The organism is Mesorhizobium sp. STM 4661 (assembly GCF_000359125.1).
In the GTDB taxonomy this organism is placed as follows: domain Bacteria; phylum Pseudomonadota; class Alphaproteobacteria; order Rhizobiales; family Rhizobiaceae; genus Mesorhizobium.
In genome coordinates this window covers 54,086-80,435 of sequence record NZ_CAAF010000030.1, presented here as the reverse complement: position 1 = coordinate 80,435, position 26,350 = coordinate 54,086, and the positions used below count along the sequence as shown (strand labels likewise).

At 61.4% G+C, this 26,350-nt stretch carries 17 protein-coding genes; 14 read left to right on the top strand and 3 right to left on the bottom strand.

What is annotated here, in order from left to right:
- The first annotated feature begins 1 nt into the window (after nt 1).
- The 6 genes from tssM (MESS4_RS10275) to MESS4_RS10250 are packed head-to-tail and all read left to right on the top strand — an operon-like array spanning nt 2 to nt 8,216.
- A complete protein-coding gene (gene tssM, locus MESS4_RS10275) occupies nt 2-3,541 on the top strand; it encodes a type VI secretion system membrane subunit TssM (protein ID WP_006329692.1) in 3,540 nt (1,179 codons plus the stop codon).
- Nucleotides 3,538-4,065, top strand: a complete 528-nt coding sequence (gene tagF / locus MESS4_RS10270) for a type VI secretion system-associated protein TagF (RefSeq protein WP_006329685.1) — start codon at nt 3,538-3,540, stop codon at nt 4,063-4,065. Before tssM (MESS4_RS10275) ends, tagF begins: the two co-directional genes overlap by 4 nt.
- A complete protein-coding gene (locus MESS4_RS10265; RefSeq protein ID WP_006329683.1) occupies nt 4,065-5,177 on the top strand; it encodes a DUF2169 domain-containing protein in 1,113 nt (370 codons plus the stop codon). The genes tagF and MESS4_RS10265 overlap by 1 nt, the downstream gene beginning before the upstream one ends.
- Nucleotides 5,174-6,199 (top strand): hypothetical protein, encoded by a 1,026-nt coding sequence (locus MESS4_RS10260; RefSeq protein WP_006329681.1) that lies wholly within the window; start codon nt 5,174-5,176, stop codon nt 6,197-6,199. The genes MESS4_RS10265 and MESS4_RS10260 overlap by 4 nt, the downstream gene beginning before the upstream one ends.
- On the top strand, nt 6,196-7,185 hold the full coding sequence (locus MESS4_RS10255; protein ID WP_036241011.1) for a PAAR-like domain-containing protein: 990 nt from the start codon (nt 6,196-6,198) through the stop codon (nt 7,183-7,185). Before MESS4_RS10260 ends, MESS4_RS10255 begins: the two co-directional genes overlap by 4 nt.
- The gene (locus MESS4_RS10250) at nt 7,182-8,216 is read left to right on the top strand and encodes a hypothetical protein (RefSeq protein ID WP_006329677.1); all 1,035 of its coding nucleotides are present in this window, start codon (nt 7,182-7,184) and stop codon (nt 8,214-8,216) included. Before MESS4_RS10255 ends, MESS4_RS10250 begins: the two co-directional genes overlap by 4 nt.
- Here MESS4_RS10250 and MESS4_RS10245 read toward each other — a convergent pair.
- The 3 genes from MESS4_RS10245 to tssI are packed head-to-tail and all read right to left on the bottom strand — an operon-like array spanning nt 8,213 to nt 11,324.
- The gene (locus MESS4_RS10245; RefSeq protein ID WP_006329675.1) at nt 8,213-8,560 is read right to left on the bottom strand and encodes a hypothetical protein; all 348 of its coding nucleotides are present in this window, start codon (nt 8,558-8,560) and stop codon (nt 8,213-8,215) included. The two genes, MESS4_RS10250 and MESS4_RS10245, sit on opposite strands and share 4 nt — an antisense overlap.
- Nucleotides 8,560-8,985: a DUF6484 domain-containing protein gene (locus MESS4_RS10240; RefSeq protein WP_006329674.1), complete on the bottom strand. Its 426-nt coding sequence runs from the start codon at nt 8,983-8,985 to the stop codon at nt 8,560-8,562. The genes MESS4_RS10245 and MESS4_RS10240 overlap by 1 nt, the downstream gene beginning before the upstream one ends.
- A gap of 8 nt (nt 8,986-8,993) precedes the next feature.
- Complete coding sequence (tssI, locus tag MESS4_RS10235; protein ID WP_006329673.1) at nt 8,994-11,324, bottom strand: type VI secretion system tip protein TssI/VgrG; 2,331 nt, start codon at nt 11,322-11,324, stop codon at nt 8,994-8,996.
- Between the two features lie 251 nt (nt 11,325-11,575).
- Here tssI and tagH point away from each other — a divergent pair, with 251 nt between their 5' ends.
- From tagH to MESS4_RS10195, 8 genes are all read left to right on the top strand, one after another.
- Nucleotides 11,576-12,640 carry a type VI secretion system-associated FHA domain protein TagH gene (gene tagH / locus MESS4_RS10230; protein ID WP_006329672.1) on the top strand — a complete coding sequence of 355 codons (1,065 nt, stop codon included), beginning with the start codon at nt 11,576-11,578 and terminating at the stop codon, nt 12,638-12,640.
- 678 nt (nt 12,641-13,318) lie between these two features.
- A complete protein-coding gene (tssL, locus tag MESS4_RS10225; RefSeq protein WP_244441107.1) occupies nt 13,319-14,569 on the top strand; it encodes a type VI secretion system protein TssL, long form in 1,251 nt (416 codons plus the stop codon).
- A gap of 22 nt (nt 14,570-14,591) precedes the next feature.
- Nucleotides 14,592-18,149 (top strand): type VI secretion system membrane subunit TssM, encoded by a 3,558-nt coding sequence (gene tssM / locus MESS4_RS10220; RefSeq protein ID WP_006329670.1) that lies wholly within the window; start codon nt 14,592-14,594, stop codon nt 18,147-18,149.
- A 160-nt stretch (nt 18,150-18,309) separates the two neighbouring features.
- The gene (locus tag MESS4_RS10215; protein WP_036241035.1) at nt 18,310-19,080 is read left to right on the top strand and encodes a protein phosphatase 2C domain-containing protein; all 771 of its coding nucleotides are present in this window, start codon (nt 18,310-18,312) and stop codon (nt 19,078-19,080) included.
- A complete protein-coding gene (locus tag MESS4_RS10210; protein ID WP_006329668.1) occupies nt 19,080-21,626 on the top strand; it encodes a serine/threonine-protein kinase in 2,547 nt (848 codons plus the stop codon). Before MESS4_RS10215 ends, MESS4_RS10210 begins: the two co-directional genes overlap by 1 nt.
- Before the next feature lie 74 nt (nt 21,627-21,700).
- A complete protein-coding gene (locus MESS4_RS10205) occupies nt 21,701-22,144 on the top strand; it encodes a DUF1036 domain-containing protein (protein ID WP_244441106.1) in 444 nt (147 codons plus the stop codon).
- Complete coding sequence (locus tag MESS4_RS10200) at nt 22,141-24,471, top strand: M23 family metallopeptidase (RefSeq protein WP_006329663.1); 2,331 nt, start codon at nt 22,141-22,143, stop codon at nt 24,469-24,471. The genes MESS4_RS10205 and MESS4_RS10200 overlap by 4 nt, the downstream gene beginning before the upstream one ends.
- Nucleotides 24,468-26,342 (top strand): caspase family protein, encoded by a 1,875-nt coding sequence (locus tag MESS4_RS10195; RefSeq protein WP_244441105.1) that lies wholly within the window; start codon nt 24,468-24,470, stop codon nt 26,340-26,342. Before MESS4_RS10200 ends, MESS4_RS10195 begins: the two co-directional genes overlap by 4 nt.
- Nucleotides 26,343-26,350: the final 8 nt, after the last annotated feature.

Below are 26,350 nucleotides of genomic sequence, written 5' to 3'. Positions count from 1 at the left end.
GATGTTCATCCTGCGCTTCCTCTGGGCGGTTCTGACATCGCGCTGGCTCTGGACGCTGATCGGCATCACACTGCTTTCCCTGGTTATCTGGGTGTTCGGTCCGATCGTCAGGGTTGGTGCCTACGAACCCTTCGCTTCGGAAAATGTGCGCATCGTCATCATTGCGCTGCTGGTCATCTTCTGGCTGATCTGGCTGATTGTCGCCCAGCGCCGGGCGATCCGCGCCAACCGCATGTTCGTCGCCGAGATCGCCGCGCCGGCGGTGGAAAAGCCGCTCGGCCCCGGCGAGGAGAACGTCGCCGCTGTCGGTGCCAAGTTCGCCGAGGTGATGGCCGAACTGAAGCGCCGCAAGCTGGGCGGGCGCAAGTTTCTGCGCGAGATGCCCTGGTACGTGATCGTCGGGCCGCCGGCCACCGGCAAGACCACTGCCTTGCGGCAGTCCGGGCTGAACTTCCCGATCGACCTGACCGACGACCTGCAGGGGGTTGGCGGCACACGCAACTGCGACTGGTTCTTTTCGGAGAACGCGGTTCTGATCGACACCGCCGGCCGCTACGTCCAGCAGGAGAGCCAGCCCGACGTCGATGCGGCGGAATGGCTGGGATTCCTCGACCTTTTGAAGAAGCACCGGGGCCGCCGGGCACTGAACGGCGTGATCGTCGCGCTATCGATCGACGTGCTTTCGGAGGGCGACGAAGCCATCAAGGCACATGGCCGCAAGATCCGCCGTCGGCTGGCTGAGCTCAACGATCGGCTCGAAATCCGCCTTCCTGTCTATCTGATGCTGACCAAGGCCGATCTGATCAAGGGTTTCGAGGCTTTCTTCGGCGGCCTGTCGACGGCCGCGCGCGAACAGGTCTGGGGGACGACGTTCGCGCTGGACGCGCGTGTCGACGCAAAGACCATAGAGCGGGAAATCGCCACTCTGGCGACGGAACTCGAGCGGCGGCTGGTGCCGCGCCTGGAGGACGAGGACAAACTCGCCGCTCGCGCCGAGATCTTCAGGTTTCCCGCCCAACTCGCAAGTCTGTCCGAACCAATCCAGGTACTGATCGAGGCAATGTTCGGCGAAAGCCGGTACGAAGAAGCCGCCTGGCTGCGCGGCCTCTATCTGACGTCAGCAACCCAGGAAGGGGCGCCCATCGACCGGCTGGCCGCGGCGCTGTCTTCTTCCTTCGGTCTTCCGCCGCGACGGGCCATGCCGGCGCAACGCATCGAAAAACGCAGCTTTTTCCTGAAGAACCTGCTGACCGAGGTCATCTTTAGGGAAGCCGGCCTTGGAACGTTCGATCCGCTGGCGCAGCGCCGCCGCACCTGGATCTGGCGTGGCGCCGCCGCCGCATGTGCCGCCGCGGCCGTGTTGGCCGGTGCGGTGTTCACCTGGTCCTACTATGACAACCGCAATGCGATCACGGCGCAGGCAAGCCAGTTCGAGGCGCTGCAGGCGCCGCTGACCGCGGCCGCGGCAAACCCGGCGTCGGTGTCGCAGCCGGCCATCGACGGCGCGCTCAATGCGATGGCCGAGGTCGCAAATGCCCGAACGGCCCCGCCGGGCAGTGCCCAGGATTTGCTGGGACCATCGGCCTCGGCGGAACTGCTGCGGGCGCAGGCCGACACCTACGACCACGCGCTGCGCAACGTTCTCGAGCCGCACATGATCGCTCTGCTCGAGGCAACCATGTGGCGGCAGATCCGCGATCCGGATTTCATGCTGGGAGCGCTGAAGACCTATCGCATGATGACGGGCCTGTCACAGATGGATTCCGATTTCGTCCAGAACTGGTGGGTGAACGACTTGCCCGAATTCGCACCGGCGGCGCCCTTTCCGACCGCCGACGCGGAAGAGCACCAGCTTGCCGCGATCCGCCGCATGGCGGTCGACGACAGCTATATCGCGCCGGATCAGGGGCTGGTTGCCGAGGCGCTGAAAACAGTTTGCACGATTTCCTTGCCGGCGCGTGCCTACAGGCAGTTGCTGGCCGACCCGGCGGTGGCCGGGCTCAAGGAATGGATCCCCGCGAATTTCGCGGGTCCCAACGGCGCCAAGGTTTTTGCGCGGCGTTCCGACAAGACGCTGCGCGTCGGCATTTCGGGAGCGTTCACCTATTCCGGCTTCCATGATGCCATTCTCGACCGGATCGAGGATGTCGCCGCCCAGGCGGCGCTGGATCGGGCGGTCTTCGCCGGAGGCTGTTCGGAAAATTCCGAAACCTCCGTCTCGGCGCTGTCCGAGGATATTCTGAAGCTCTATTACGAAGACTACATCGCGCAATGGGACAGCTTCCTGCGCGATATGAGGCTCGCGCCATTGGCCGACCTCAACGTCGCCAGCGAGAACCTCAAGGACCTTTCGAGTGCCGACTCCGCGCTGAAGCGCCTGCTTACGGCGGTCATTCAGGAGACCGATCTTACTCGATCCGACGAAGCGCCAGCCGACGACAAGGCTGCGGCCAAGAAGGGTGGCTCGAAACTGCTCGGCAAGCTGGGGAAGCTGGGAAAGATCGTGAAGACGGGGGCAAAACTGCTGCCACGCGCGGGCTCCCCCGACGAGGTGGATCTTACCGGCAATCTGGTGGCCGAACACTTCAAGCCGCTCAAGGGCGCAATCGCCGAGGTTGACGGCCAGCCGCCGGCACTCGACGCCGCGGTGGTGGCCCTGACCGCCCTGTCCAACGTGCTGCAGACGGTCACGGCCAATCCCGACCCCCAGGACGCCATCAAGAAGCAGGGCGGCCTCGCCGAGCTGACGGGAGCGGTCGCCAGGCAGGCGCAGATCCTGCCCGATCCGGTCGACGACTGGCTCGGCGGCATCGCCGGCGATACCAGCGGCCTGACGCAGAAGGCGGTCACCTCGGAGCTTAACGCCATCTGGCGCGCCGACATCCTGCCGTTCTGCCAGGCAGCGCTGAACGACCGTTATCCCTTCAGCCCCGAAAGCGCGGTCGACGTCAATGTCCGTGACTTCGCCCGTCTGTTCGGGCCGGCCGGAATGATCGACGCTTTCATCAACGACCACCTGATCAGCTATGTCGACACCGCCAGCCAACCATGGAAATGGCGTGCCGATTTTGGCCTGGACTCTTCGGCTCTGGCGGCATTCGAACAGGCCAGGCGGATCCGCGACGATCTCTTTCCCGGCGGTACGGGTCCGGTGATGAACTTCACGCTCGAGCCCAAGGATCTGTCTCCGAACGTCACACGCGTCACGCTCAATCTCGATGGCCAGAACCTCGTCTACTTCAACAACGCGACGCGCCCGCAGCCAATGACCTGGCCCGGCAAGGACGGCACCGGCGTCATCTCGCTCGCCTTCCAGCCGATCGACGGCTCACCCGAAATCATGCTCAACGAGACCGGCAGCTGGGCATGGCTGAGGATGTTGCGCGGCGGCCGTTTTACCGGCACCTCGCTGTCTGATGTCTACAGCCTGCGATTGGGGACGCAAGGCATGTACGCCGATTTCGAGCTCAAGGCGGCAAGCGTCGAGAACCCCTACAATCTTCAGATGTTCAAGAAGTTCTCATGTCCGCCCCAGATATGATCCTGCCCGGCTTTTACGGCAAAATGCCTGCCACCGGCGATTTCGTCGCGCGGCGGCTGCCTGGGGACTTCGTGCGCGTCTGGGACCGCTGGCTGGCACAGCACATCGTCCCGCTGATGGGCCAAGAGAAGTGGCCCGGCAGCACCGCGCTGCGCTTCCTGGCCGGCCCGGCTTCTTTCGGCGCATCGGCAGGCATCATCTTGCAGAGCGCCGACAGGGTAGGCAGGCAGTTTCCGCTGACTGTCGTCGCGCAGCTCTCCGAAGCTCCCTTCCAGCTGGCGCATGCGCAAGCGTGGTTTGCCGAGATCGAAGAGACGGCCATCGCCGCACAACAAGGTGAACTGACCCCCGACGAGCTGGATGCCGCCCTGACGGCACTGCCGGTACCGCCCGTAGAGCCGGGCAGTGAGATCATTACCGACCTGGTGATGTGGACTGCACATTCCGACATTTTCGATATCGATCCGCAATCTCCTGCGGAGACGCTGGAGCGGATCTTTGCCGCCAGTTGGGAGACCAGCTGATGCAAATCTGGAACCAGATGGGCTATCCGCACCAATTCACCATGGGCTTGGACAAGGCCGGCCACGAGTGGATCGTCGTGGTGGTGAAAGGCACGTTCGACTTTCCCAAGACACCCGGCGGACTGGTGAAAAAATCGTCGGAACAGGTTCCGCTGGTCATGGCCGATACGCAAACCGGCGTGCCCGGCTATTCGGCCACGCTATGGGAAACCGATTTCGCCTTCCGCAAGCCGCGCTGCGACGTTGTCGCCAATGGCTGTGCTTACGCACCAAACGGCAGACCGGCCGAGCGTGTGCCGGTCGGTATCAAGGTGGGCAATTGGTCAAAACTATTCGAGGTCGTCGGCCACCGCGAATGGCGCTCCATCGGCCCGGTCTTTACCGCCACGTCGCCGCAGCCCTTCCTGAAACTGCCCATCTCCTATGACGTTGCCTGGGGTGGCGTCGACAAGCTGGACCCGGAGGACAAGCTCCCCGCCTCCTACAAATACAATCCGGTCGGAACCGGCTGGTCACGGACCAAGAACCAGCGCCTCATTCCCGGCCTGCGGGTGCCGAATACACAAGCTGTCGGCGAAGAAATCCGCTCGCCCTTCGGCGACTACAAGCCGCTGAGTTTTGGCCCGATGGGCCGCGGCTGGCCGGGACGCATCGAATATGGCGGTACCTATGACGACAACTGGACGAAGAACATCTTTCCATTTCTGCCGCCTGACTTCGACGAGCGGTATTTTCAGATGGCGCCGCCCGACCAGCAGATCGACCCACCGAGAGGCGGCGAAGAAGTGCAACTGGTCAACCTTACGCCTGAGGGCCGGGTGAGTTTCAGGTTGCCGGACACCGCGCTGCCGATGACTTTGTTCAAGCGTCGCGCGAAGGCTTTCGAGGGGAGTATTCACCCTGACACCATCCTGCTCGACCCGGAAAACAGACGCTTCTCGTTGGTGTGGCGCGTGTCGCAGCGGATTCATCGAACGATTCTCGATTTCTCCGAAGGTTGGGTCGGCCCGCCAACGAGGGGGATGCTGCGCGCCAAAGCAACTGGCAAGCGTTACATCCGCACCTTCGATCTACCGGCTCGGGACGACGGTGGGGAGGCCGAAGCCGCGTGAGCGCCAGCCTCGATATTGTCTCGGTCGGAATGGTGACGGCTGTCGGACTGGATGCGCCGTCCAGTTGCGCCGCGATGCGGGCAAGATTGGATGGATTTCAGGAAACCAGATTTGTCGATGCAGGCGGAGAATGGCTAGTCGGAGCGCCGGTGCTTCTGCCGCGCAACTGGATCGGCGAGAACCGCATTGCACATCTGGCGGCTGGTGCCATCTGTGAGGCCTTCGAGGCGGTGCCCGAGGCGCGCGGCGGGACAGCCCTGATCCTGTGTCTTCCCGAAACGGACCGTCCCGGTTGCCCCTACAAGGATCCCTCCGCGTTGGTGCGCCGCATCACCGAAATCGGCGAGTTCGATGCCAGTCCGCGGCCGTCTGTCGTAGCGCACGGCCGTCCCTCCGGCTATGTCGCGCTTGACCGGGCGCGACGGCTGATCGCCGCCGGCGAAGCGCCCTATGTCATGATCGCCGGCGTCGACAGCTATTTGACATCATTGTCGATCGACTATTATCTCAGCCAGAATCGCCTGCTTATTCCCAACAATCCGAATGGCTTCATCCCTGGGGAAGCGGCAGCCGCCGTGCTTTGCACGCATGCCCAGAGCCGCGGCTTTGGCCTGTATGGCCTAGGCCTGTCGCGCGATCCGGCCCCGATCTACGATACCCATGAGCTGCCATTCCGCGCGGACGGCATGACGGCCGCCTATCGCGCAGCGCTCAACGAGGCCGGCATCGAGTTGAACCGCCTCGGATACCGGATTTCGGACCTGATAGGCGAGCAGTACTGGTTCAAGCAAACGGCACTGGCGAGCATCCGGCTGCTGCGAGAGCGGCACGAGTTCCAGGATTTGTGGTCGCCCGCGGAATCCCTTGGAAATATTGGTGCGGCCGTGGTGCCGCTGATGGTTGGCATGGCATGGATGGCGGCCAAGAAAGGTTATGAAGCTGGAAACCCGGTTCTTGTGGAAGCATCCAGCGACGCCGGTTCTTGTGGTGCGGCATTGCTGGGGGCGAGGGCTTCCCGATGACGGTGTTCGCGAACGGGCTCGAGATTGCTTGCAAGGTGCAGGCAAACCAGGTGATCGCAGCGTTTCCCTATGTCTGCATGACTCCGCCCCAGACGCCGGCTACGCCCCCCGGTGTTCCTGTTCCCTATCCGACATTCGGCATGGACGGAGATACCGACAAGGGCACCGGTACGGTCAAGATCGGCGGCAAGACCGTCACGCAGAAGAACAAGTCCTACTACACCGAATGCACCGGCAACGAAGCCGGCTGTGCGCCAAAGAAGAATCTCATCACATCGGTGAACAAGGGCAAGGAGTATGCCCATGCGTGGTCTGGCAACGTCAAGATGGACGCCGAGCCGATCAGTCGGTTCTCAGACCTCTCAAGCAACGACCATGCCTCTCCGACGGCAGGTGGTGCGCCTAGCGTAAAGATTGGAAAGCCAGGTGCGCCGGCTGCACCAAACCAGATCGAATGCATCGTCGGCGAGTACGCCGAGAAACAGGCGCAATGTGCCGCCCAGAAACCACCCGGGCAGTTCCATCATGTCATTCCCGATCGCTGCTTCCGCTCCGGACGTGTGAAAGTCCGTGGACGGAAGACCCCGCGCGACGTCCGAATGAGCCAGGACAACGGTTTCCCGTCGCATGGCGAGGGTATCTGTATCTGCCTTCCGCCGCAGAACCATTGCGGGACGAAGGCTGGCAAAGCGGCGGGGGACTTTGCGGTTCACGCAGACCTGGACGACAAGCTCACCAAGCTTGGAACAAGTCGTAACAGAGGGTCCAGAAATCGCGGCCTCGCCAAACTCAATAAAGTTCGACGGCAATCTTTTGCGTCGCTGGCAAAGCTTGTGAAGAAGGGCGTGCTGGATGAGGAGTGCTACAAATTGGCGGTCGAGGAAGTGAAGAAAGCAACGAAAGATATCGAGAACGCCGACATCAGGGCGGAAAAGAGCCTGTCCAACGTAAGCAGCAGCGCTGCCGGAAGGATGAACAATCAATGACCGACAAAGCTCCCCTCACTGGCGGTGTCCTGCATGACAGCGGCACGTTCTATCTCCTGGTCGAAACCGACGACGCCGAGGACGACGAATCCGTGGTCGCCGTCGGACGCGCCGAGCGCGACCAGATCGTGTTGAAGGAGCTCACCGGCCTTGAGGAGATCGTGTCCATGATCTGCTTGTCCGCCGACTGGGCAGCACTGGGTCAAGCTGCATGCCTTACAGCGGAAGGACTCGTCTATTTCTTGACACCATCCGGCGCCCAGCCCGAGATTGTTCCCGGGTCCGGATATGCGCGAGACGACTCCCGCGGTGTCGGCCGTATGAACACTCTGGGGGAGGCGAGCGGATGGCTTTTTGCAATGGGATTCGGTGGCCAGGTCTACCGTCGGCGTGTCGATTCGGGGTGGGAGGACATTAGCGTGCCTCCGTCGTCCGACATGCCGCCGAGCCCACCCTCACTCCTCACTGTGGCTCCGGGCCCTGCCCTCGACAGCTTCATCTTCGGAGGCTTGAATGTTTCGGAGTACCAAGACACCGACGAGATCGAAGCTGCTGACGAAGAGGACGATTCTGATCGCTTGGCCGACCTCATCTTGGCTGCGGTCGGCGACGATACCCTGACCATTCGCATGTTCGACGGAACATGGATAGAGAACGAGTTCGACGTTGAGGGCATAGCGGCGCCAATTCTCGTCGAAGATGCATCAACCTGGCTGATCTTCGTCTCTAGCGGCACCATCTGGCGCACGAGCGAATTTCGGTCTTTCGAGGAAGTCTTTGCTACGGAGCAACCGCAGGACGGATGGGGTGACGTCAAACAGTGGAACGGGCGTCCACTCGTGCTGAACGATGACTCCCTCTTCGTCTTGCAAGGCAACGCACTCGTCGATTTTCCTGATGCGCTTCCAGCGTTGGACACGTCTTGCCTCAGTGTCTCGCCCTCGGCGGCAGGACTTGCCGCCGTGCACAGGAACGCCGTTCAACTCTATGACGGCACCTCATGGAGCCGTTTGACGCCTGTCCTTGGCTAGGATTGTTGCGGTAGGGTAGCGGCCAAGTACGCTCGAACCCGCTCCAAATTGAGGGTAGCAACCTTGAGCGGCTGGCTTGAGCTTAGCATCCTCAGCACGAACAGTTCCCCCGCCTCGGGAAACTCGGCGTAGAGCGCTTGTGCAATCTCGCGCCCTGCTTCTTCCGCAGTGCGAAGCCCATCAAGGTGTGCCTCCAGACGCTCCACCAGCCGCGCCAAGCGTTCCTCGTCCATGTCCGGGTTGTCGTCCGGGTGAAGTAAGTGATGATCGTAAATATTCCAAAGGTGCGCCGCCATTTCCGCGTGCTGGCGTACAATGTTCTCGATAACGGGAGCCTTCGCCATCAGTTCAAGTTCACCGAACCGCCTCTGATGCGATTAGCCGCGCTGGCATGGCTAACGAGATAGGTTCCGCGGATGGTCAGGTGGCCGTCTTTTTCCATAATGATCACCGACTTGCCGCAGCGCAGTTCCAGCCGCTCGCTGGCTGTAATCTTTACGGTCTCGCCGTCGCGGACTACATGAGTGTCCGCTTGCTTCTTCGCTGGCTCCACAATTCTGCCGACGATCAGAGGTCTGCGTGGGTCACCATTCTCAAACAGCAGCGCGACTTCCGAGCCAATCATGTCCAAATGCAGTTCGGCCAGGCTGCGCGCGGACAAGGCCGTTTCTTCCGGATTGCCGTTAAATACGACCAGCGGTCCGCTTTCTCCAAAGCCAAGGAACACGCCAATAACCACGCCGTCGATCCGCTCTAAAACAGTGCTCATGCCTAGCCTCAGTTCTGGAGGATTTTCGCACCCTTCATGGTGATATTGCTCGACGCTTTCGCATTGATCTTGCCCGAAGCGGTGACAGAAATATCCTTACCCTTGATCATGATCTCACCGTTCTTCTTCATGGTGATCATCGCGCTGCCGCACTTCAGGGTGATACTGTCCTTCACCTCGATCGTCATGTTCTTGCCGACGGCAATCGTCATGTCGTCGGCGACCTGAGTCAGGCTCTTTTTGGCAACCTTCAACAGGTGGGATCCGCCGACCTCGCCCGTTTGATCGCCGCCGACCTTGGTCGTCCGTGTTTTTCCTATCTCGGTGCTATGCGCCCCACCAATTTTTATCCCCTGATCAGCACCAATCTGAATGCTCTGCGCGGCAGCAATCTGCCAGCTGTCCGCAGCCCCGATGTCGTGGCTCTGCGCCGCACCTACCGTCACCGACCGTGTCGCACCGATTGTATTCGTCTGCGGGCCACCCACGGTCCGGGTCTCTGATGCGCCGACTGAATCGACCCGAGCCGTACCGACGGTCACCGTCTGGACGGCGCCGACAGTTTGCGTATGCGCTATGCCGATCGTTTCGGTGGAGTTTGACCCAATATTGATCGTCTCGTTCGACCCGACCGTCAGCGAACGATCGACACCCACGGTCTCGGTATCGTTCGAGCCAATGTCGGTCGTCTGGTCGACGCCGACCTTGACCGTCTTGTTGTTGCCGACGTCTTCGTCGAGGTTGTGGCCGACGGAGTGCTTGGCGTCGTGGTCGATGCGGTCCGACTGGTCGTGCTGGACCAGCTTGGCGCGGTCGTTCTTGATCAGAAGGTTATGATCCTTCTGCGCCTGGAAATTGACCAGTTCGGAGCCGGCCTTGTCCTCGAACATCAGCTCGTTGTAACCACCGCCACCTTTCGATGAGTCGGACTTCCAGCCGGATTGCGTGGCGCTGCCCGGCAGCCCGTAGGGCGGCATCTGCGAGGCGTTGTAGACCCGGCCGGTGATGATCGGCAGATCCGGGTCGCCTTCGATGAAATCGATGATGACCTCCTGGCCGATGCGCGGTATCTGGATGAACCCCCAGCCGCTGCCGGCCCAGGTCTGCGAGACCCGCACGAAACAGGAACTGTTCTGGTCCTTCTTGCCCAGACGATCCCAATGGAACTGCACCTTCACCCGGGCATATTTGTCGGTGAAGATCTCCTCGCCGGAGGGACCGACCACCGTCGCCGTCTGCGGGCCGCGCATGATCGGCCGGGGCGTGATCCGTGGCGGACGATAGGGCAAGGCGGTCGGCGCGACACCCAGGATCACCTTGAAGTTCTCGCTGCCGACGTCGGCAAGAGCCCTGTAACCCGGATCGAACAGCCGGTATTCGGCGCTGACCACCAGATACTCCTGGTTCTGGTCTTCGCGCGGGAAGCCATCCAGCTTGAACGTGCAGCCGGAATACAGGCCGCGCACGGTCCCGACCGCGGCGATGCGCTGGTGCACAGCCTGGATTTCCTCGCGCCGGATCGCCGCCAGGCTGTCGCCCCGGCCCACCTCGAGATGCGCACCCGGTTGGCGGTAATTCTCGCCCGCGGCCAGTTTGTGGCCGAACGGCTGGGCGGATTTGGCCATCAGGTCGGCGCCAGGCTTCTCGAAATCATAGTCGGTATGGACATAGGCGCCCGGCCGCACCGAACTGCCCGGAATCCATTCCGTTATATACTCGACATCGCGCCGCGAGCCCTGCCCTTCAAAGTGATAAGGCACTTTCTCATAGCCCGGCGCCGGCTTGAGCTTGCTCATCGCATCGGCGAGCACAAGCGTGTGCTTGCCATCGTCATGCTCGAAAAAATACAGAATGCCTTCGTGCTCGAGCAGCCGCTGCACGAAATCGAGATCGGTCTCGTCATACTGGACGCAGTATTCGCGCGGCGGATAAGACCCTTGCAGGCGCTTCTCGAATTTTGCGGTGCTGTATTTCGAGAAAACCTCCTCGACGATTTCGACGACGCTCATGTTCTGGAAAATGCGGCAGTCGGTCGTGTTGCCGAGGAACCAGAGCCATGGCCTGATGACCGCTTCGTAATATGCCAGCCTGTCCTCGATCCGGGTCAGCCGAAATTCCGAGATCAGGCCGCTGAACCAGCGTTTCGGATCGGATTCACCCTCGATCGAGACAGCACCGCCCAGCATCTTGAGCGGGTCGATATCGGGGCTGCTACTCACGAACCCGACAGTATAGGCCAAACAACGACTGATCTCATCGCGCCCGACAAGATGGGTGAAAGTCAACAACTCGGCGCCAACCGGTGTCTGCACAACCGTGGCGCGTTGTTCGTTCGGCATGGGTCGTGCCCCTCCTGGACGCGGCCGCTAGTGTAGCGGATTTGAAGTTCCTGCTATATGATCGGCATCACCTTCAGGAACGCCACACCAGGCCATGTTGAGCCTACCACAGGTTTTCCTGCCGACCAAAAAGAACGACCGGCAGCTGAACCTCACCCATCGATTTCACCGGCTTGAAACGCTGCTGTCCTGTTATACTTCCAAGCTGCTAGAGTGGTGGCGTATCGATCGGTGATCGACGGCGATTTTGGATGTTCATCAGGCTGCAGATCAACAATGTCGACGCCCTGCCCGCTGGCATCTCAACCGGCTATGCAGCCCGTGATCGCAGCTTCGAAATCGGACGCGAGGCTTGTGACTGGACCTTGTCCGACCCGGACAAGTTCATTTCCGGCCGGCACTGCGAGGTCAGGTACGACGCAGGCGCGTTCTGGCTGCACGATATCTCGCGCAATGGAACTTTCATCAATGGATCGAGCCAGCGCATGGCTGGCCCGCATCGGCTCGGTCATGGCGACCGGCTGCTGATTGGCCGCTACGTCATCTTGGTAGCGATTGACGACGAGCGCGCGACGACAGGCCATCCTCAAAGCAACCACGGTTCGACGCAACGGGAAATGCCGGTCGCCACAGGCCGGCCGCTGAGCTTCGAAAACGAGCCTTTCTTCAATGCGGCGGCGGAGCAACGGTCGGGGCAGCGGGCGCCAGCGCCGACGTTCTCGTCGCAACCGACGCCTCTCTCCTCGACACGAGACGAGGTGCTGCGGGAAATCGCGATCGGAGCCGGCATCTCCCCGGAATTGCTTCAATCTCGTGATCCGCATGAAGTTGCTGCCGAAATCGGCACAGTGCTGCGGACGGTGGTCGAGGAACTGGCCTTGCTGCTGAAGGCACGGGCGGCTGCGAAAGTACTGGCCAAGAGCACACACCGGACGATGATAAGTGCCGAGGATAACAATCCCCTAAAGTTCGTCCCGGGAACCGACGACATCCTTGAGATCATGTTCGCGCGGCGCAGAGCCGGCTATCTTGATGCCAGGCGCAGCATCGAAGACGCATTTCGCGATCTCAAGACGCACGAATTTGCCACCTATGCAGCCATGCAAGCTGCTCTCTCCCGGCTGCTTGACGATTTGTCGCCCGAGGCGATCGGCAAAAAGCTTCCGCCTACCTCGTTCAGCTCGAAGAAAGGTCTGGCCTGGGACGCCTTTGTCGCGAAATGGCGAACCATGGAGGAAGCCCACGAAAACGGCATGCTGGACATATTCCTGGCCTATTTCAGCGAAGCCTATGCCAAGGCCGACAAGCAAAAATAGGCTGGGAAGACTGAATCAGGCGCATGCCCCGGAAATCGGATCGTTTGCTGCATTAACCTTCGGTTGCGAAACGGATTAGGCCGCGACTGGAAAGTATTGGAGCGTCCTTTGCGAGTCCAAGGACGCGCGGCGCTGTAGGTGGCGAAGAAAAATCCTTTCGCAGCACTGCTTTAGGTTCCAATCGACAGCTTCTGAGATTACGATCACATACGACAGTTCGCCAGCGGGTAAGGCTGATTGACCTAGGGGTCTGCGGCAAATGTCATGTTACGGCGGGATAGTGTTTTGTAGCCGACCTTCTTCCAGACACTGCCCTCGTCAGCAGCGCCTGCATTTCCTGCACATGACCAGGAACCGTTTTGCGCCCATCTGGCGCAAACGCGGGCATCGCGGCTGGATGGAATATCCGCAATGAGCTCGAAGGACAATCCTTTCGGCCCGGCGGGCAAGACCGTAATTCGCGCAAATCCACGGCGCGAGCAAAAATCGGCGCCAGCTGCTCAGGGGCCCGTTCCTGGCAGCGGGCAGCGCGGTCCCCCGCCGGTCAAGGATTCAACAATCTTCGATCCGGGTGTCGGCCGGCATACGCCCCCGGGCTGGACATCCGGAACTGTGATCTATCAAGGCGCATCTTCCAACGCCGCGGTGGCAACCGGTTCTTCCGCGGCGACGCCAGCCATGCAGCAGGATGTCCTGCTCGATGCCGCGGACGGCGTCAGATATTCCGCTGCAAACCCGATCCTCGCCGCGGCCGCGCCCTTGCTGATGCTGTTCGGCCAGCTCAGGCTTATGTCTATCGAAAGACAGGCGGAGCCACTGGCGGAACATGTCGCCGATACGATTGAAAAGTTCGACCGGACAATGGAGAAGTCAGGCGTACCCGAAGAGGATGCCCGGATCGCAAAATTCGCCCTTTGCGAAACCGCCGACGATCTGATCGGCAATCTGCCTTGGCCCAAGAGTGATGACGGGGCGCAGCACAGCATGCTGTCGCGGTTCTTCCACGTCGAACCCACCGGCACCGGCTTCTTCGAAGCGCTGAACAAGGTGCTGGCCACCTCGGAGGCACACTATGATTTGCTCGAATTGATGCACGCCTGCCTGTCGTTGGGGTTCGAAGGCCAGTATCGAGACCTGGCGCGCGAGGACACCAATCTCGAACGCGTCCGGCGCGACGTCTATGAGACGCTCCGCTACTTCAGGGCTCGCGCCGACGAAGAGCTCTCGCCCCACTGGCAGGGCATGGCGGCGACAATGGCGAAGTCGTCGGCCCGGCTGCCGCTCTGGGTCGTCGCGGCCGCTGCATCGGCGCTGCTGACAGCGGCATTCTTCGCGTTGCGGGTCTTCATCACCAACGAGGGCGATGCCGTAGCCGGCGAATTGCTGGCCCTCAATCCATCGACACCGATCACCATTGAACGCGCCAGCGTGGCGCCGTTGGCCGGGCCGGCGAAAGTCGTCCCGCCTGTCGCCGCCACCGCCACCCAGATCGATCGCATCCGCTCCGCACTGGCCAAGGATATCGCGCGCGGCGGACTGACCGTGGGCACACAGGGCATGTTCATCGTCGTGGAAATCAACAATCTCCTGTTGTTCCAGTCCGGCAGGGCCGAGATAAAGCCGGAGTTTGGGCCGATAGCCGCGGACATCGCCGCCGCGCTGGAACCCGAGCCCGGACCGATCAGGATCGTCGGCCATACGGACAATGTGAAGCCGCGAAAATCGAGCGCGTTCAAATCCAACTTCGACCTTTCCGTTGCCCGGGCAAAGGCCGTCGAAGCAATGATGGCGCCGCGGTTCAGCAAGCCTTCGCGGGTCACGGTCGAGGGCAAGGGCGAGGACGAGCCGATCGCCGACAATGCGACGCCGGAAGGCCGCGCCCAGAATCGCCGTGTCGACGTGATGATCCCCAAGGAGGAGACGTTGTGAGCACGGCCGGCTGGAAGCGCCCATGACGCGTTGGCTGCTGCGGATATTCAGCGCGATCGCGCTGGCCGGTTTCGCGGCAGCCATCTGGTTTGCCGGGCCATTGATCCGTTTTGCCGACACCCGCCCGCTCGGCCCCGTCTGGCTGCGTGCCACGATAATAGGCGTCATCCTGGCGATCGCGGCGCTCTTCTACGGCTTCCGTTTCTGGCAAATGCGAAAGGCGCAGAAGGCGCTCGAGGCGGCAATCGTCCACAACGACGACAGGGATGGCGACTCGCAGGTGCTCGAGGCCCGCATGAACGAGGCCATTGCGACGCTGAAGCGGTCGAGCGGCAAGCGCAACTTCCTCTATGAGATCCCCTGGTACATCATCATCGGCCCGCCCGGCGCAGGCAAGACGACGGCGTTGGTCAATTCGGGCCTGAAATTTCCGCTTGCCGGGTCGGGTGACGCCCAGCCGGTGGCCGGTATCGGCGGCACACGGTCCTGCGACTGGTGGTTCACCGACGAGGCGGTGCTGATCGACACCGCCGGACGCTACACAACGCAGGATTCGCACGCCGAGAGCGACAAGAAGAGTTGGCTTGCCTTTTTGGCGCTGCTCAAGGGATACCGCGCCAGGCAACCGATAAACGGCGTTATCCTGGCCATCAGTCTTGCCGACTTCATCAGCCTCGATGATCAGCAGTTGGACGCCCATATCGTCGAAATACGCAGTCGCCTGCGGGAAATCCACGAGACGCTGAAAATCCAGTTCCCGGTCTACCTGCTTTTCACCAAGGCCGACCTTGTTTCCGGGTTCATGGACTATTTCGGCGGGTTCGACGAGCAGCGCAGACGCAAGGTGTGGGGCGCGACATTCCAGACCACGGATCGCAATAAGAACATGGTCGGCGAGGCTCCGGCCGAGTTCGAGGCGCTGGCAAAACGGCTGGCGGAGGAGATACCCGACCGGCTGCAGGAGGAGGCTGATCCGGTCGCGCGCATAACCATCTTTGGCTTTCCGGCGCAATTTGGCGCGCTGAAGGGACGGATCACCACTTTCGTCGCCAGCCTGTTCGATCCGGCCCGCAGCCAGGTGAATGTCAGCCTGCGTGGCCTTTATTTTTCGTCAGGCACGCAAGAAGGAACACCGATCGACCAGGTGCTGGGCGCAATCGGCCGCAGTTTCGGCAGCAGTTCCAGGGCCCATCTGTCCGGCACCGGCAAAAGCTTCTTTTTGCACGATCTTCTCACTCGCGTCATTTTTGCGGAGGCCGGGTGGGTTTCATACGACAAATCGGCTGAAAGGCGTGCGGCGGTCGCCAGATATGGCGGCGTTGGCATAATCGCATTGATCGCTGCGGTGGCCCTGGGCGCCTTGGCCATGAGCTTTACAGCCAACAGGTCACTGATCGCCGCTACCACGCAGGCGATGAACCAGTATCGCGAGACAGCGGACCCGCTGCTCAAAAGCACGACGGTCACCGATGTCGATCTCGAAAACGTCATTGACCCGCTCGACCAGTTGCGCAATCTGCCGGCAGGGTTCGAAACCGGTGACTTGCCGACACCGGTCGAGGAGACGTTCGGCCTCAGCCAGCGGGAAAGACTTCTTTCGGCATCCAAAACGGCTTACCGGCAAGCACTGGAGCGCACATTCCGCGCGCGCCTGTTGATCCAGGCCGAGCGGACGATCCAGGCCAAGATGGCTGACCCCGCCGCGCTCTATGAACCGTTGAAAATCTATCTGATGCTTGGCGGCAAGGCGCCGAAGGTCGACGACGCGTTGATCGTTTCCTGGATGAGACAGGATTGGGAGCAGAACCGGTATCCGGGCGAAAACAACCGCGAGGGACGGGCGCAGCTCGATAAGCATCTGCGCGCCATGCTTGCATTGGACGACGCCTATGATCCGATTTTCGAACTTAACCGACCGCTTGTCGAATCCGCCCAGCGCTCGCTCGGGCGCATGAGCCTGGCCGATCGCGCCTCCGCATTGATCAAGTCGGCTGCATACGCGGCGGCGCTGGACGATTTTTCTGTTACCGCGAAAGGTGGCCCGGAAGCGCAGTTGCTGTTCGAGCGCACCGACGGCAGCGATCTGTCTGATGTTCGTGTTCCCGGTATCTACACCTATGCCGGCTTCAACGACTTCTACCTCGGGCAACTCTCGCGCGTTGCGCAGATGCTGGTCGACGACCAATGGGTTCTCGGCGGTGGCGGCGAGCAAGGCGGCATCGATCAGGAACTGCTCAAGCTCGGTCCAGAACTTCTCGATCGCTACGGGAAGGAGTTCGCCGCGGCGTGGAACGCCGTCCTCGATGAACTGAGGTTCAAAGCGATGCTGAAAGACAAACCGCACTATATCGCGCTTTCCGCTGCCGCATCACCAACCTCGCCGATCGACCAGCTTTTTACGGCGATAGCCGACGAGACAGCCCTGACGCGGGAAGTCGGGCTCAACAGAGCCTCCGAACTAGAATCCAGCGCCGTTCAGAACCAGCCGCGGAAGGCTGCGGACATCGCCAAGGGTTTGGCCCGCATCGGCATACAGATTGCCACGGGCAAATCGCAAAGCCGCGCCGGCGCAGGGTCCCCGAGCACACAGAACCAGCATCCCGGGGCAAACATCGAAGCGCAGTTCAGGTCATTCCAGACGCTGGTGAACGGTCCTGCCGGACGCCGCCCCATCGATGCATTGACCCAGAATTTCCGTGACATCTACCAGAGCCTGCAACTGGCGGCCGACGTTCCCTCGCAGACGGAACGCGTCAACATGAATCTACAACTGCAGATATCCACCCTTCGCGCCAATGTCTCGCGTCTGCCCAAGCAACTCGCGCGGATGGTCAACGCGACGGCCGACGAGTTTGAGGGCAACGTCGCCGAAACCTCGGTGGCGAATCTGAACCAGATGCTCGACCAGACGGTGACGCGCGCCTGCGAAGAGGCCGTCAACGGTCACTATCCTTTCGCTGGCAACAGCACCGAGGACATTGCAATGGCGGATTTCTCGAAACTGTTCGCTCCAGGCGGGCTGCTGGACCGCTTCTTCGCACAAAATCTCGCACCGCTGATCGACATGACCAGCCAGGACTGGAGTTGGAAACAGGATGCGCGCTTCGGGCGCGACCTCTCGAAGTCGACCTTGAAAGGCTTCCAGCTGGCTGCGGAAATCCGCAACGTCTTCTTTCCCTCGGGCGGTTCTGTGCCGTCGGTGAGCGTCACCTTTACGCCGTCTTCACTGCATGGCGATGCCGATGCGGCAATACTCGACGTCGATGGCCAGATCGTCCAAAGCAACCAGGCAGGCAACGCGCCAAGCACGGTGACCTGGCCGAGCGGCACGGCTTCCTCGTCCGCCAGCCTGAGCCTCATGCCGGAAATGCCAGGCCGTGAGTCCGCCATCAAGTTCGACGGTCCGTGGGCACTGAAGCGACTGCTGGACAAGGCGGCCATCACCAGCACCGGCGGCAACACTGAAGCCCGCTTCGTGATCGGCGGACGCGATGTCGCCTATACGATCCAGACCGGTTCGGACCCCAACCCCCTCCTCCTTCCCGCGCTTTCCGGATTCAGCTGTCCAAAGGCTTTTTGAGATGGCCTTCGAGCTTTCCAGCATGGTGGCGCTGTCCATGGGCAACAGACGCTCGGACGTTGATTTCGATACTTTAATATCTGCGCCTGTGGCAAACTGGCGCGGGCGAGCGCTGGAAAAATGCGCCGCAGAGGACGCTTGCGAAGCGCTTGGTGGCAAATTGAACAATGTCGCCCTTCCCTTTGAAAGCTTCGGCGTTAGCCACAGAGGCTGTGTCCGCGAGCTCAATGAAGACAGCTATCTGGTCGAGCCGGAAACCGGCCTGTGGGTGGTGGCCGATGGAATGGGCGGACATGATGCCGGAGAAGTCGCTTCGGCCAGCATCGTCGATCATCTGGCAACGATCGGCATAGCAAGTTCCGCACCGGATCTTCGCGCGCGCTTCGAGGACCGGCTGAGCCGGGCCAATGCCGAGATCCGCGGGATATCGGAGTCTCGCGGCATAACCATAGGCTCAACCGTCGCCGCCCTGCTGGCGATGAATGGACGGTTTGCCTGCCTGTGGGCGGGCGACAGCCGGGTCTACCTGATCCGCAACGCCTCGATCTCGCAGATTTCGAGGGACCATACCGAAGTTCAGGAACTTCTCGACAGGGGCATGATCAGCGCGGCCGAAGCGCTCACCTGGCCGCGCCGCAATGTCATCACGCATGCGGTTGGGGTCAGCGACGAGATCGTCATCGATTTCCAGCAAGGCGAAATCATGCCGGGGGACATTTTCGTGTTGAGCACCGATGGGCTGACGGCGCACGTCACCGACGCCGAGATCGAGGCGGCAGCGGTGTCCGCGACACCTCAGGCGGCATGCGAAAACCTGCTGCAAACTGTGCTGGCCCGCGGCGGAACAGACAATGTCACGATTGTGCTGGTGAAGATCGGAGACGGGAGCAATGGGTCCCGTCCTGATCCATCCGCGGAGGTTGGAGGCTGATGAGCGCCGACGACAAGACACGAATATCGCCTGGCCTGGCCAACACCGCCGTAGGTACGCAACTCAGCGGCATCTACGAACTTGACGAGCGGATCGCGTTCGGTGGCATGGGTGAGGTCTACCGTGGCCACAACATCCAGACCGGCGACCACGTCGCGATCAAGATTGTTCTGCCCGAGTTCGCCCGTGACCAGACGATTCTGTCCCTGTTCCGCAAGGAAGCCTCGATCCTCAATCACCTGTCGCACGACGCGGTCGTCAGATATCACGTCTTCACGATCGATCCCGGGATCGGCCGGCCCTACCTTGCCATGGAATTCGTCGACGGTGAATCGCTGTTCGACGTCATGCGACGTGGCGCGATGCAGACGGAAGACGTGCGCAAGCTCTGCCACCGCCTCGCATCCGGTTTGAGCGCCGTGCACCAGGCGGGAGCAATACACCGCGACCTCTCCCCGGATAACATCATCCTGCCAGGAGGCCGGGTCGACCGCGCAAAGATCATCGACTTCGGCATCGCGCGATCGGCAACCGTCGGCGGGGAGACCCTGATCGGCGGAAAGTTCGCGGGAAAGTACAACTACGTTTCTCCCGAACAGCTCGGGCTGTATGGCGGCGACGTCAGCGAGCAGTCCGACATCTACAGCCTGGGATTGGTGCTGGCCGCCGCACTACGCGGAAAACCGATCGACATGGGCGGCTCCCAGTTCGAGATCGTGGAGAAGCGCCGAACCGTGCCGGACCTGTCCGACATCGATGCCGATTTTCGCGACATTGTCGAAGCCATGCTGCAACCGGACCCGCGGGATCGGCCGGTCAGCATGGCGGACATCGCCAGGCTGACGCGTGATGACAGCGAGGAGACAACGCCTCCACCGTCCATCACACCCCGCGACCGGAGCGGTCTGCCGCGCACCGGGGGGACCGTCGCGCCCGGCTCCAAAGCCCTGGGGCACGGCTTGCCAATTGCAGCGAAACCGGGGGAGCAGCGCTTCGTCCCGCATGTCCGGCCGGCGCATCTGTCCGAACCGCGGTCTTCGGCGGTCGCCCCTCCTTCGCGCGCGGTCACGCCTGATGCCACCGGGAAGTCTGCAAAGACCCGAACCATCGCGATCGCTGCCTTGGCGGCGCTGGCTGCGGTGTCCGGCGCAGGCGTCTATCTGAGCGGCTTGATGACGCCTTCCACGCCGGTCGCCGGCGATACATCGCTTTTGGCACCAGGAGCATCAAAGCCGGCCAGAACGGACAGGGCTGCGAAGCCTCCAGGCGATGAACCGGCAAAGGCAGCTTCGCCTCAGCAGTCACAAACAGGGGTCACAGCGCCCGTTGAAAATCAGGCCGATGCCGCGGCCGGTCAGGAGCCGGAGCCGACACAGCCGGCCAAAGTCCCCCCGCCGACCGAGGAAATCTCGAAACCGTCTGCAGCCAAGGCGCAAACGCCACCCGAAGAAGCCCCACCGGCAATTCAGCCGGATGCGGTGACCAGCGACAGCCAGCAGGCGGTTCCGCCGACCGCCGAGGTCGCGCCTGTGTCACCAGCCGAGAAAGCCCCGCCGCCGCCAGCGGTCCAGCCCGATGTCGTGGAGAGGCAGAAGCCCGAGCAACAGGCTGCAGAGGAAGCTAAGGCTGATGCTGAAGCCAAGGCTGATGCCGAAGCCAAGGCCAAGGCGGAGCGACAGGCCGCCGAAGAGGCGGCGAAGACACAAGCCGAAGAGGACGAGCGTCAGAAGGCGGAGCAGGCGATGCGGATCGAGTCGGAGGAGAAGGTCAAGCTCGACGCCGGAAGCAAGGCCCCGGAGCAGGCAGCAAAGGTGGAGCCTGCGCCGCAGCCACCGGCAGGCAAACCACCGGACAACGACGCCGTCGCCTTGAATGTGCCCAGACCGGAAGCTCCGCCGGCCCCTCCCGTCGATGCGATGGCGCAACGGGTCTCCTGGGTGCGCGACTTCAGCGGCGGCGACTGTTTCTATGCGGCGTTGACGTCGGCGACCGACAAGGCTGCCGCGATCGAGGGATTTGGAACGGAGGTCCCACCATTCGAACGAATGATGAACGATTTCCAGGCAAGATTCCATGTCGAACCGGACATCAGCGTCCGCCTCATTGAACCAGCCCAATGCGAAGTCACCAACTTTCTGCGCTTTCTGGACCGGACAGCTGCCGACAAGCCGCAGCTTGCTCTCGATCGAACGTCGGTGCCGAGCGGTTCGCCAATCAGCGGCACGCTGGTGACGCAAGGCGGCCTCATTTCCAGCGTGCTCCTGATCGACCACGAGGGTATGGCATTCAACCTCGACGATCGTATCGTCGTGCAACCGGACAAGGCCACTTTCAACATCCCGACCAGTCTCGATGCCGCCGACAAGGCGGCCGGCAAGCCCGTGCCGCAGATCATAATGGTCATCACAGGTCGACAGGATATTCAGGCTGCGGCATTCTCCGGACCAACACCAGCCTCGATGCTGCTGCCCAAAATCCTCGAGGAAATCGAGACCAGTGGATCTGAATTCTCCGCGACTGCACAGTACTTCCGGCTCGGCGGGTAGCATGGACGCCCATGGACCTCCGCCGCTCGCGTTTTTCCTCCCTGCCCGCTGTCCCGCCCAAAAAGCAGCATGACTTGGTTCGAGCCCTGCTTGCCCTGAGAGGTCGTATCAAACTTACGGTCATCTCGGGCGCGACGCTGCTGGCTCTCCTCTCGACCAGCGAAGCGCGTGCCGAATTCACCGTCTGCAATCAGACACTCGACGTGGTCAATCTCGCCGTTGGCCAGAAGGTCGACAATGCGGACCAGACCGACGGCTGGTGGACCATCGGCGCAAATCAATGCGTAAACGTCATCCGCGAGGAACTGACGAACCGCTACATCTACATCTATGCGACGGACGTTTTTGGTCACGCGATCCTGACAGGGTCGACCGAAATGTGCATCGACCGGCGGCGCTTCTCGATACGCGGCATCGATGAATGCTGGCCGCGCGGCCACATCGCCGCAAAATTTCTCGAAGTCGATACGCTCGAACAGGCGCGGTGGACCTTTTTCCTCACCGCAGGCAATCCGTGACGCACAGTATCGACACGAGCTTCCGGGCAAAGAGGCAGGCGCGCGCTGCCCTTCGCAGGCGCACGCTGTGGCGCAGGCTCCTTGCCGGTCTTGCCGTGATTGTCCTGTTGTCGATCGCCACCGGCTTTTACCTCACCGCGGACTATTGGTCGTTCGGCGATGAAGACGAGGAGTTGCAGGCGGTCGAAGGAACGGACGACGTGCCGGCCGATGCATCGGTCTATGTGCCTGCCATCATCGACCTCGCAGGGGATCCTATGTGGATCACCCTTGCGCCCGACGCCGGCGCCGCAACGAAAGGTAAAGTGATCCCGCGCCCGGCAGAACTCGATCAGGCCGGAGTTTCTCCCCAGATCGAGATTCTGTCTGACGTGATGCTTAGCGCCAGCGAAAAATTCATGACGACGATACCGTCCACGCAAGAAGATTTCGCATTCTTCCAGGCACAGCGACAGACCGCGGCGGCGCCAGCCAGCGATCTGCAAGACGATCTTCAGCCACCCGTCCCAGGCGAGGCTCCGGTTGCTTCTGGCCCGCAGGCGGACGCCGATGATCCCCAAGCAGGCTGGGGCGAAACAATCGCCGCAGGCGAGGCAGCCCTTCCCGCATTCCAGAAGACCCAGATCGAAAACAACACAAGCGTTGCAACTGTCACGAGTGAATACCAACGATTCGCGGCTACCGAAGACATTTTCGTAAAGATTCTCAACGACCGCAGTTTGGACAGCGTTGCCCTGGATGCGCATTTCTCCGCCGAGGATGCCAAGCTGGCAGGCGAAGCCCTGAAGGTGCTTTTCAGTCGCGAAAGCCTTGAGCCCGGTTATGTCGTCGCCATGCGCGGTTTCAGACCGGCGCGCGAGACGACAACCATGTCCCTCATGCAGGTTTCGATCTACGCCAAGAACGTATTTGTCGGCACGCTGACGCGCAATGCCGCTGGTGCGTTTGTGTCTGGTGTTGACCCCTGGGTCCGTGAAGATCTGTTCAACTACTCCGGCGCACAAGCGGAAGGCACGCACAAGAGGCAATACCGACTACTCGACGCAATCTATTCGACGGCGGCACGCAACAAAGTTCCGACCGGCGTGATCGGAGAAGCGATCATGTATCTCTCCAGAGGACAGGATCTGGATGCCTTCGCCAGCGAAGACCAGCGTCTGGTGCTGATCTATTCCCAAAGGCCACGTGGCAAGGGAGAGACTGCCGGACGGGTGTTGTATGTGGGCATCCAGGGTACCGAAAAGAGCCTCGACTGTTTCGTCTTCCAGCAGAGCGACGGCCAGTTTGCATGCGTTAGCGGTGACGATCAGGTTCGCTCGCTGACGGTCACCAACGGCATGGCCACGCCGGTCAACGGGGTCATGACGTCCACCTTCGGCCCACGCAAGCACCCGATCCTCGGAACCGTTCGGATCCACAAGGGTGTGGATTGGGCGGCACCTATGGGTACGCCGATTGCAGCCGCCTTCGACGGCGAAGTCGTCTTTCAGGGCGATGGCGGGGGCTACGGCAACCTGGTGAAGATTTCGCACGGAAACGGGCGCGAGACGCGCTATGCGCATATGCAGAAGTTCGCGATCAAGGACGGCGTCGGCACGAAGGTGAAGGCAGGCGATATCATCGGCTATATCGGCACCACCGGCCTTTCGACGGGGCCGCACCTGCACTTCGAACTTTATCGGAGTGGCGAGGCCGTCGATCCCCTGGGCACGGTCACCACAATCGCCACGGACGATTCCGCTGTCGAAACGCTGACCGACCGTATCGTTCAAGTCGAAAGTGGCGGCAGCGCCCGCGCCAAGAACCCCAATTCCTCAGCGACTGGCGCCGGTCAGTTCATAACAAAGACCTGGATCAGGATGATGAACACATACCGCCCCGAACTTGCGCGGACATTGTCAACCGCTGACCTGCTCGCTCTGCGCTACGACGCCACGATCTCGCGCGAGATGGTGAGCAATCTGGCGCGCGAAGGCGAAGCGTATCTTCGGGCGCGTGGCCACCAGATCACAGCCGGCCGGCTCTATCTCTGCCATTTCCTGGGAATGGAAGGCGCGCATCAGGTGTTGTCGGCGCCGGGTTCGGCGCAATTGAGCGCCGTGCTCGGGTCGGCCGTCATTCAAGCCAACCCGTTTCTCACCGGCAAGACCGCCAGCTATGTCGTGAGCTGGGCCGAAAGGAAAATGGGTCGGAAGCTGAGCCCGCCGACGACCGAAGTGGCCCAGCAGACAACGACGACGACGGAAGTCCGCCAGACATCGCCGGAGTTCGGAAAGTACAAGCAGGCAATCACGGCCCTCATAAGCTCGATTCAGAATACCCTTTGAACCTGCTTCTCGCGGCGTGCGAGTTTCGCCGTTGGACCATTGGTGTTCCTGCGCCAAGTGTTGTTATAGCGAACTTTTTTCTGGCCCTTTGTGAACCAAAACTGTGGTCGAGATCACATACGCCCAGGAGCCATTTTGGCAGAAGCGACTATGTCGCTGATGAAATTTGGCATGCGCAGACATCAAAAGTGCGCCCCAGTGGGGCGGAGGGCTGGTCCATGAAAGCATTTGCTGTCTTTCTGAGCGGGTTTATCCTGTTTGTCATCGCCTCGCTTGGCGCCGAAGCCGCCGCGCCCGATGCCAAACGCGTGGCACTGGTCATCGGCAACAGCAAATATGTCCATGCCGTTGCCTTGCCCAATCCCGCCAACGATGCGCGCCTCATCGCATCCACCCTGCGCAATGCCGGCTTCCAGGTGATCGAGGGGGTCGATCAAGACAATGCAGGCATGCACAGCCTCATCAGTCGGTTTACCGAGCAATCCTACGACGCCGACCTCGCCGTCATTTTTTATGCCGGCCACGGTATGCAGGTCGACGGCAAGAATTTCCTGTTTCCGGTCGACGCCGAGTTGACATCGCCCGCTTATCTCAAGACCCGCACCATTCAGATCGACGACTTCATGGCAGCACTACCGCCCGACCCGGCGGTTGGCGTGATCATCCTCGATGCCTGCCGCGACAATCCGCTGGCAAGGATGCTGGCCGCCTCGATGCCGAAGGGCCGCTCCACGTCGTTGGGCTCCGGTCTGGCGCCGGTCGAAGCAAAATCGGACGGCGTTGGAACCGGCGGCATTCTGATTGCCTATGCAACGGATCCAGGCGCCATCGCTTTCGACGGCAACGGCGTCAACAGTCCTTACACTGCGGCGCTCGCCAGGTACCTGACTGAACCTGGCGTTGAAATCCAGACCGCGCTGACGCGTGTGCGCGGCGAAGTGACCAAAACTACAAAAGGTCGCCAGAGGCCTTGGCACAACGCATCGCTGGGGCGCGAGGTCTTCCTTGGACAATCCGTTGCGGAAGCGGCGCCTGCCGTAAAACCCGTCGCCGACGCCTCCGGCGCCGCAGCGACACCGACCCCTGCCCCCGTAACCAGCGAGCCTCCTTCCTGGGAGGTCGAGCAGCGTCTGTGGGATGAAGCTTCGAAGCGCAATTCCGTTCCTTTCTACAAAGCCTATCTCGACCAGTTTCCAAGCGGCCGCTTCGCTACGGTGGCACGGCTGAACATCGACCAGTTGAAGGAACCGAAAGCCGAAAACCGGCAGGTCGCGGCGGTGGATGAGGACGAGGCGAATGCCAATTCCGGCTCAGCCGTTCGCACCTCGGTTGGCGTTTCCGACGAGGCGAAGCAGACTCCGGGTACCGAGTTGACAGAAATTGCGATCGGTCTCGATCGCGAGGGCCGCATCGATCTGCAGTTGCGCATCGAAGCCCTGGGCAATGAACTCGGCCGTATCGACGGAACCATCGGTCTGAAGACCCGCCACGCGATCGGCATCTGGCAGGCGAAGAATGGGCTGCCGCAGACCAATTTCTTGACACGCGAGCAACTGGCGTTCCTGGTGATCCAGACGGATCCCATGATGGAGTCGGTGCGCGCCAGATATGCCGCCGATCAGGCTCGAGCAACACAGCCGAAAAAACAGGTGCAGAAGGCCCGCACACAAAAGCCGGTGGCACAGAAGGCTCGGACACAAAAGCCAGTGGCACAGAAGCCCCGCAAACAACAGCAGGTCGTGCAGAAAAAGCGCTACCGCGAGGTGGTTCGGCGGGATGCCCCTCCGCCGCGAGACAACAACGACTTCCTGACCAAGGCGCTGATTTTCGGCACCGGCGTGGCGGTTGGTGGCGTGCTCAACAACAACTGACGAGCCAG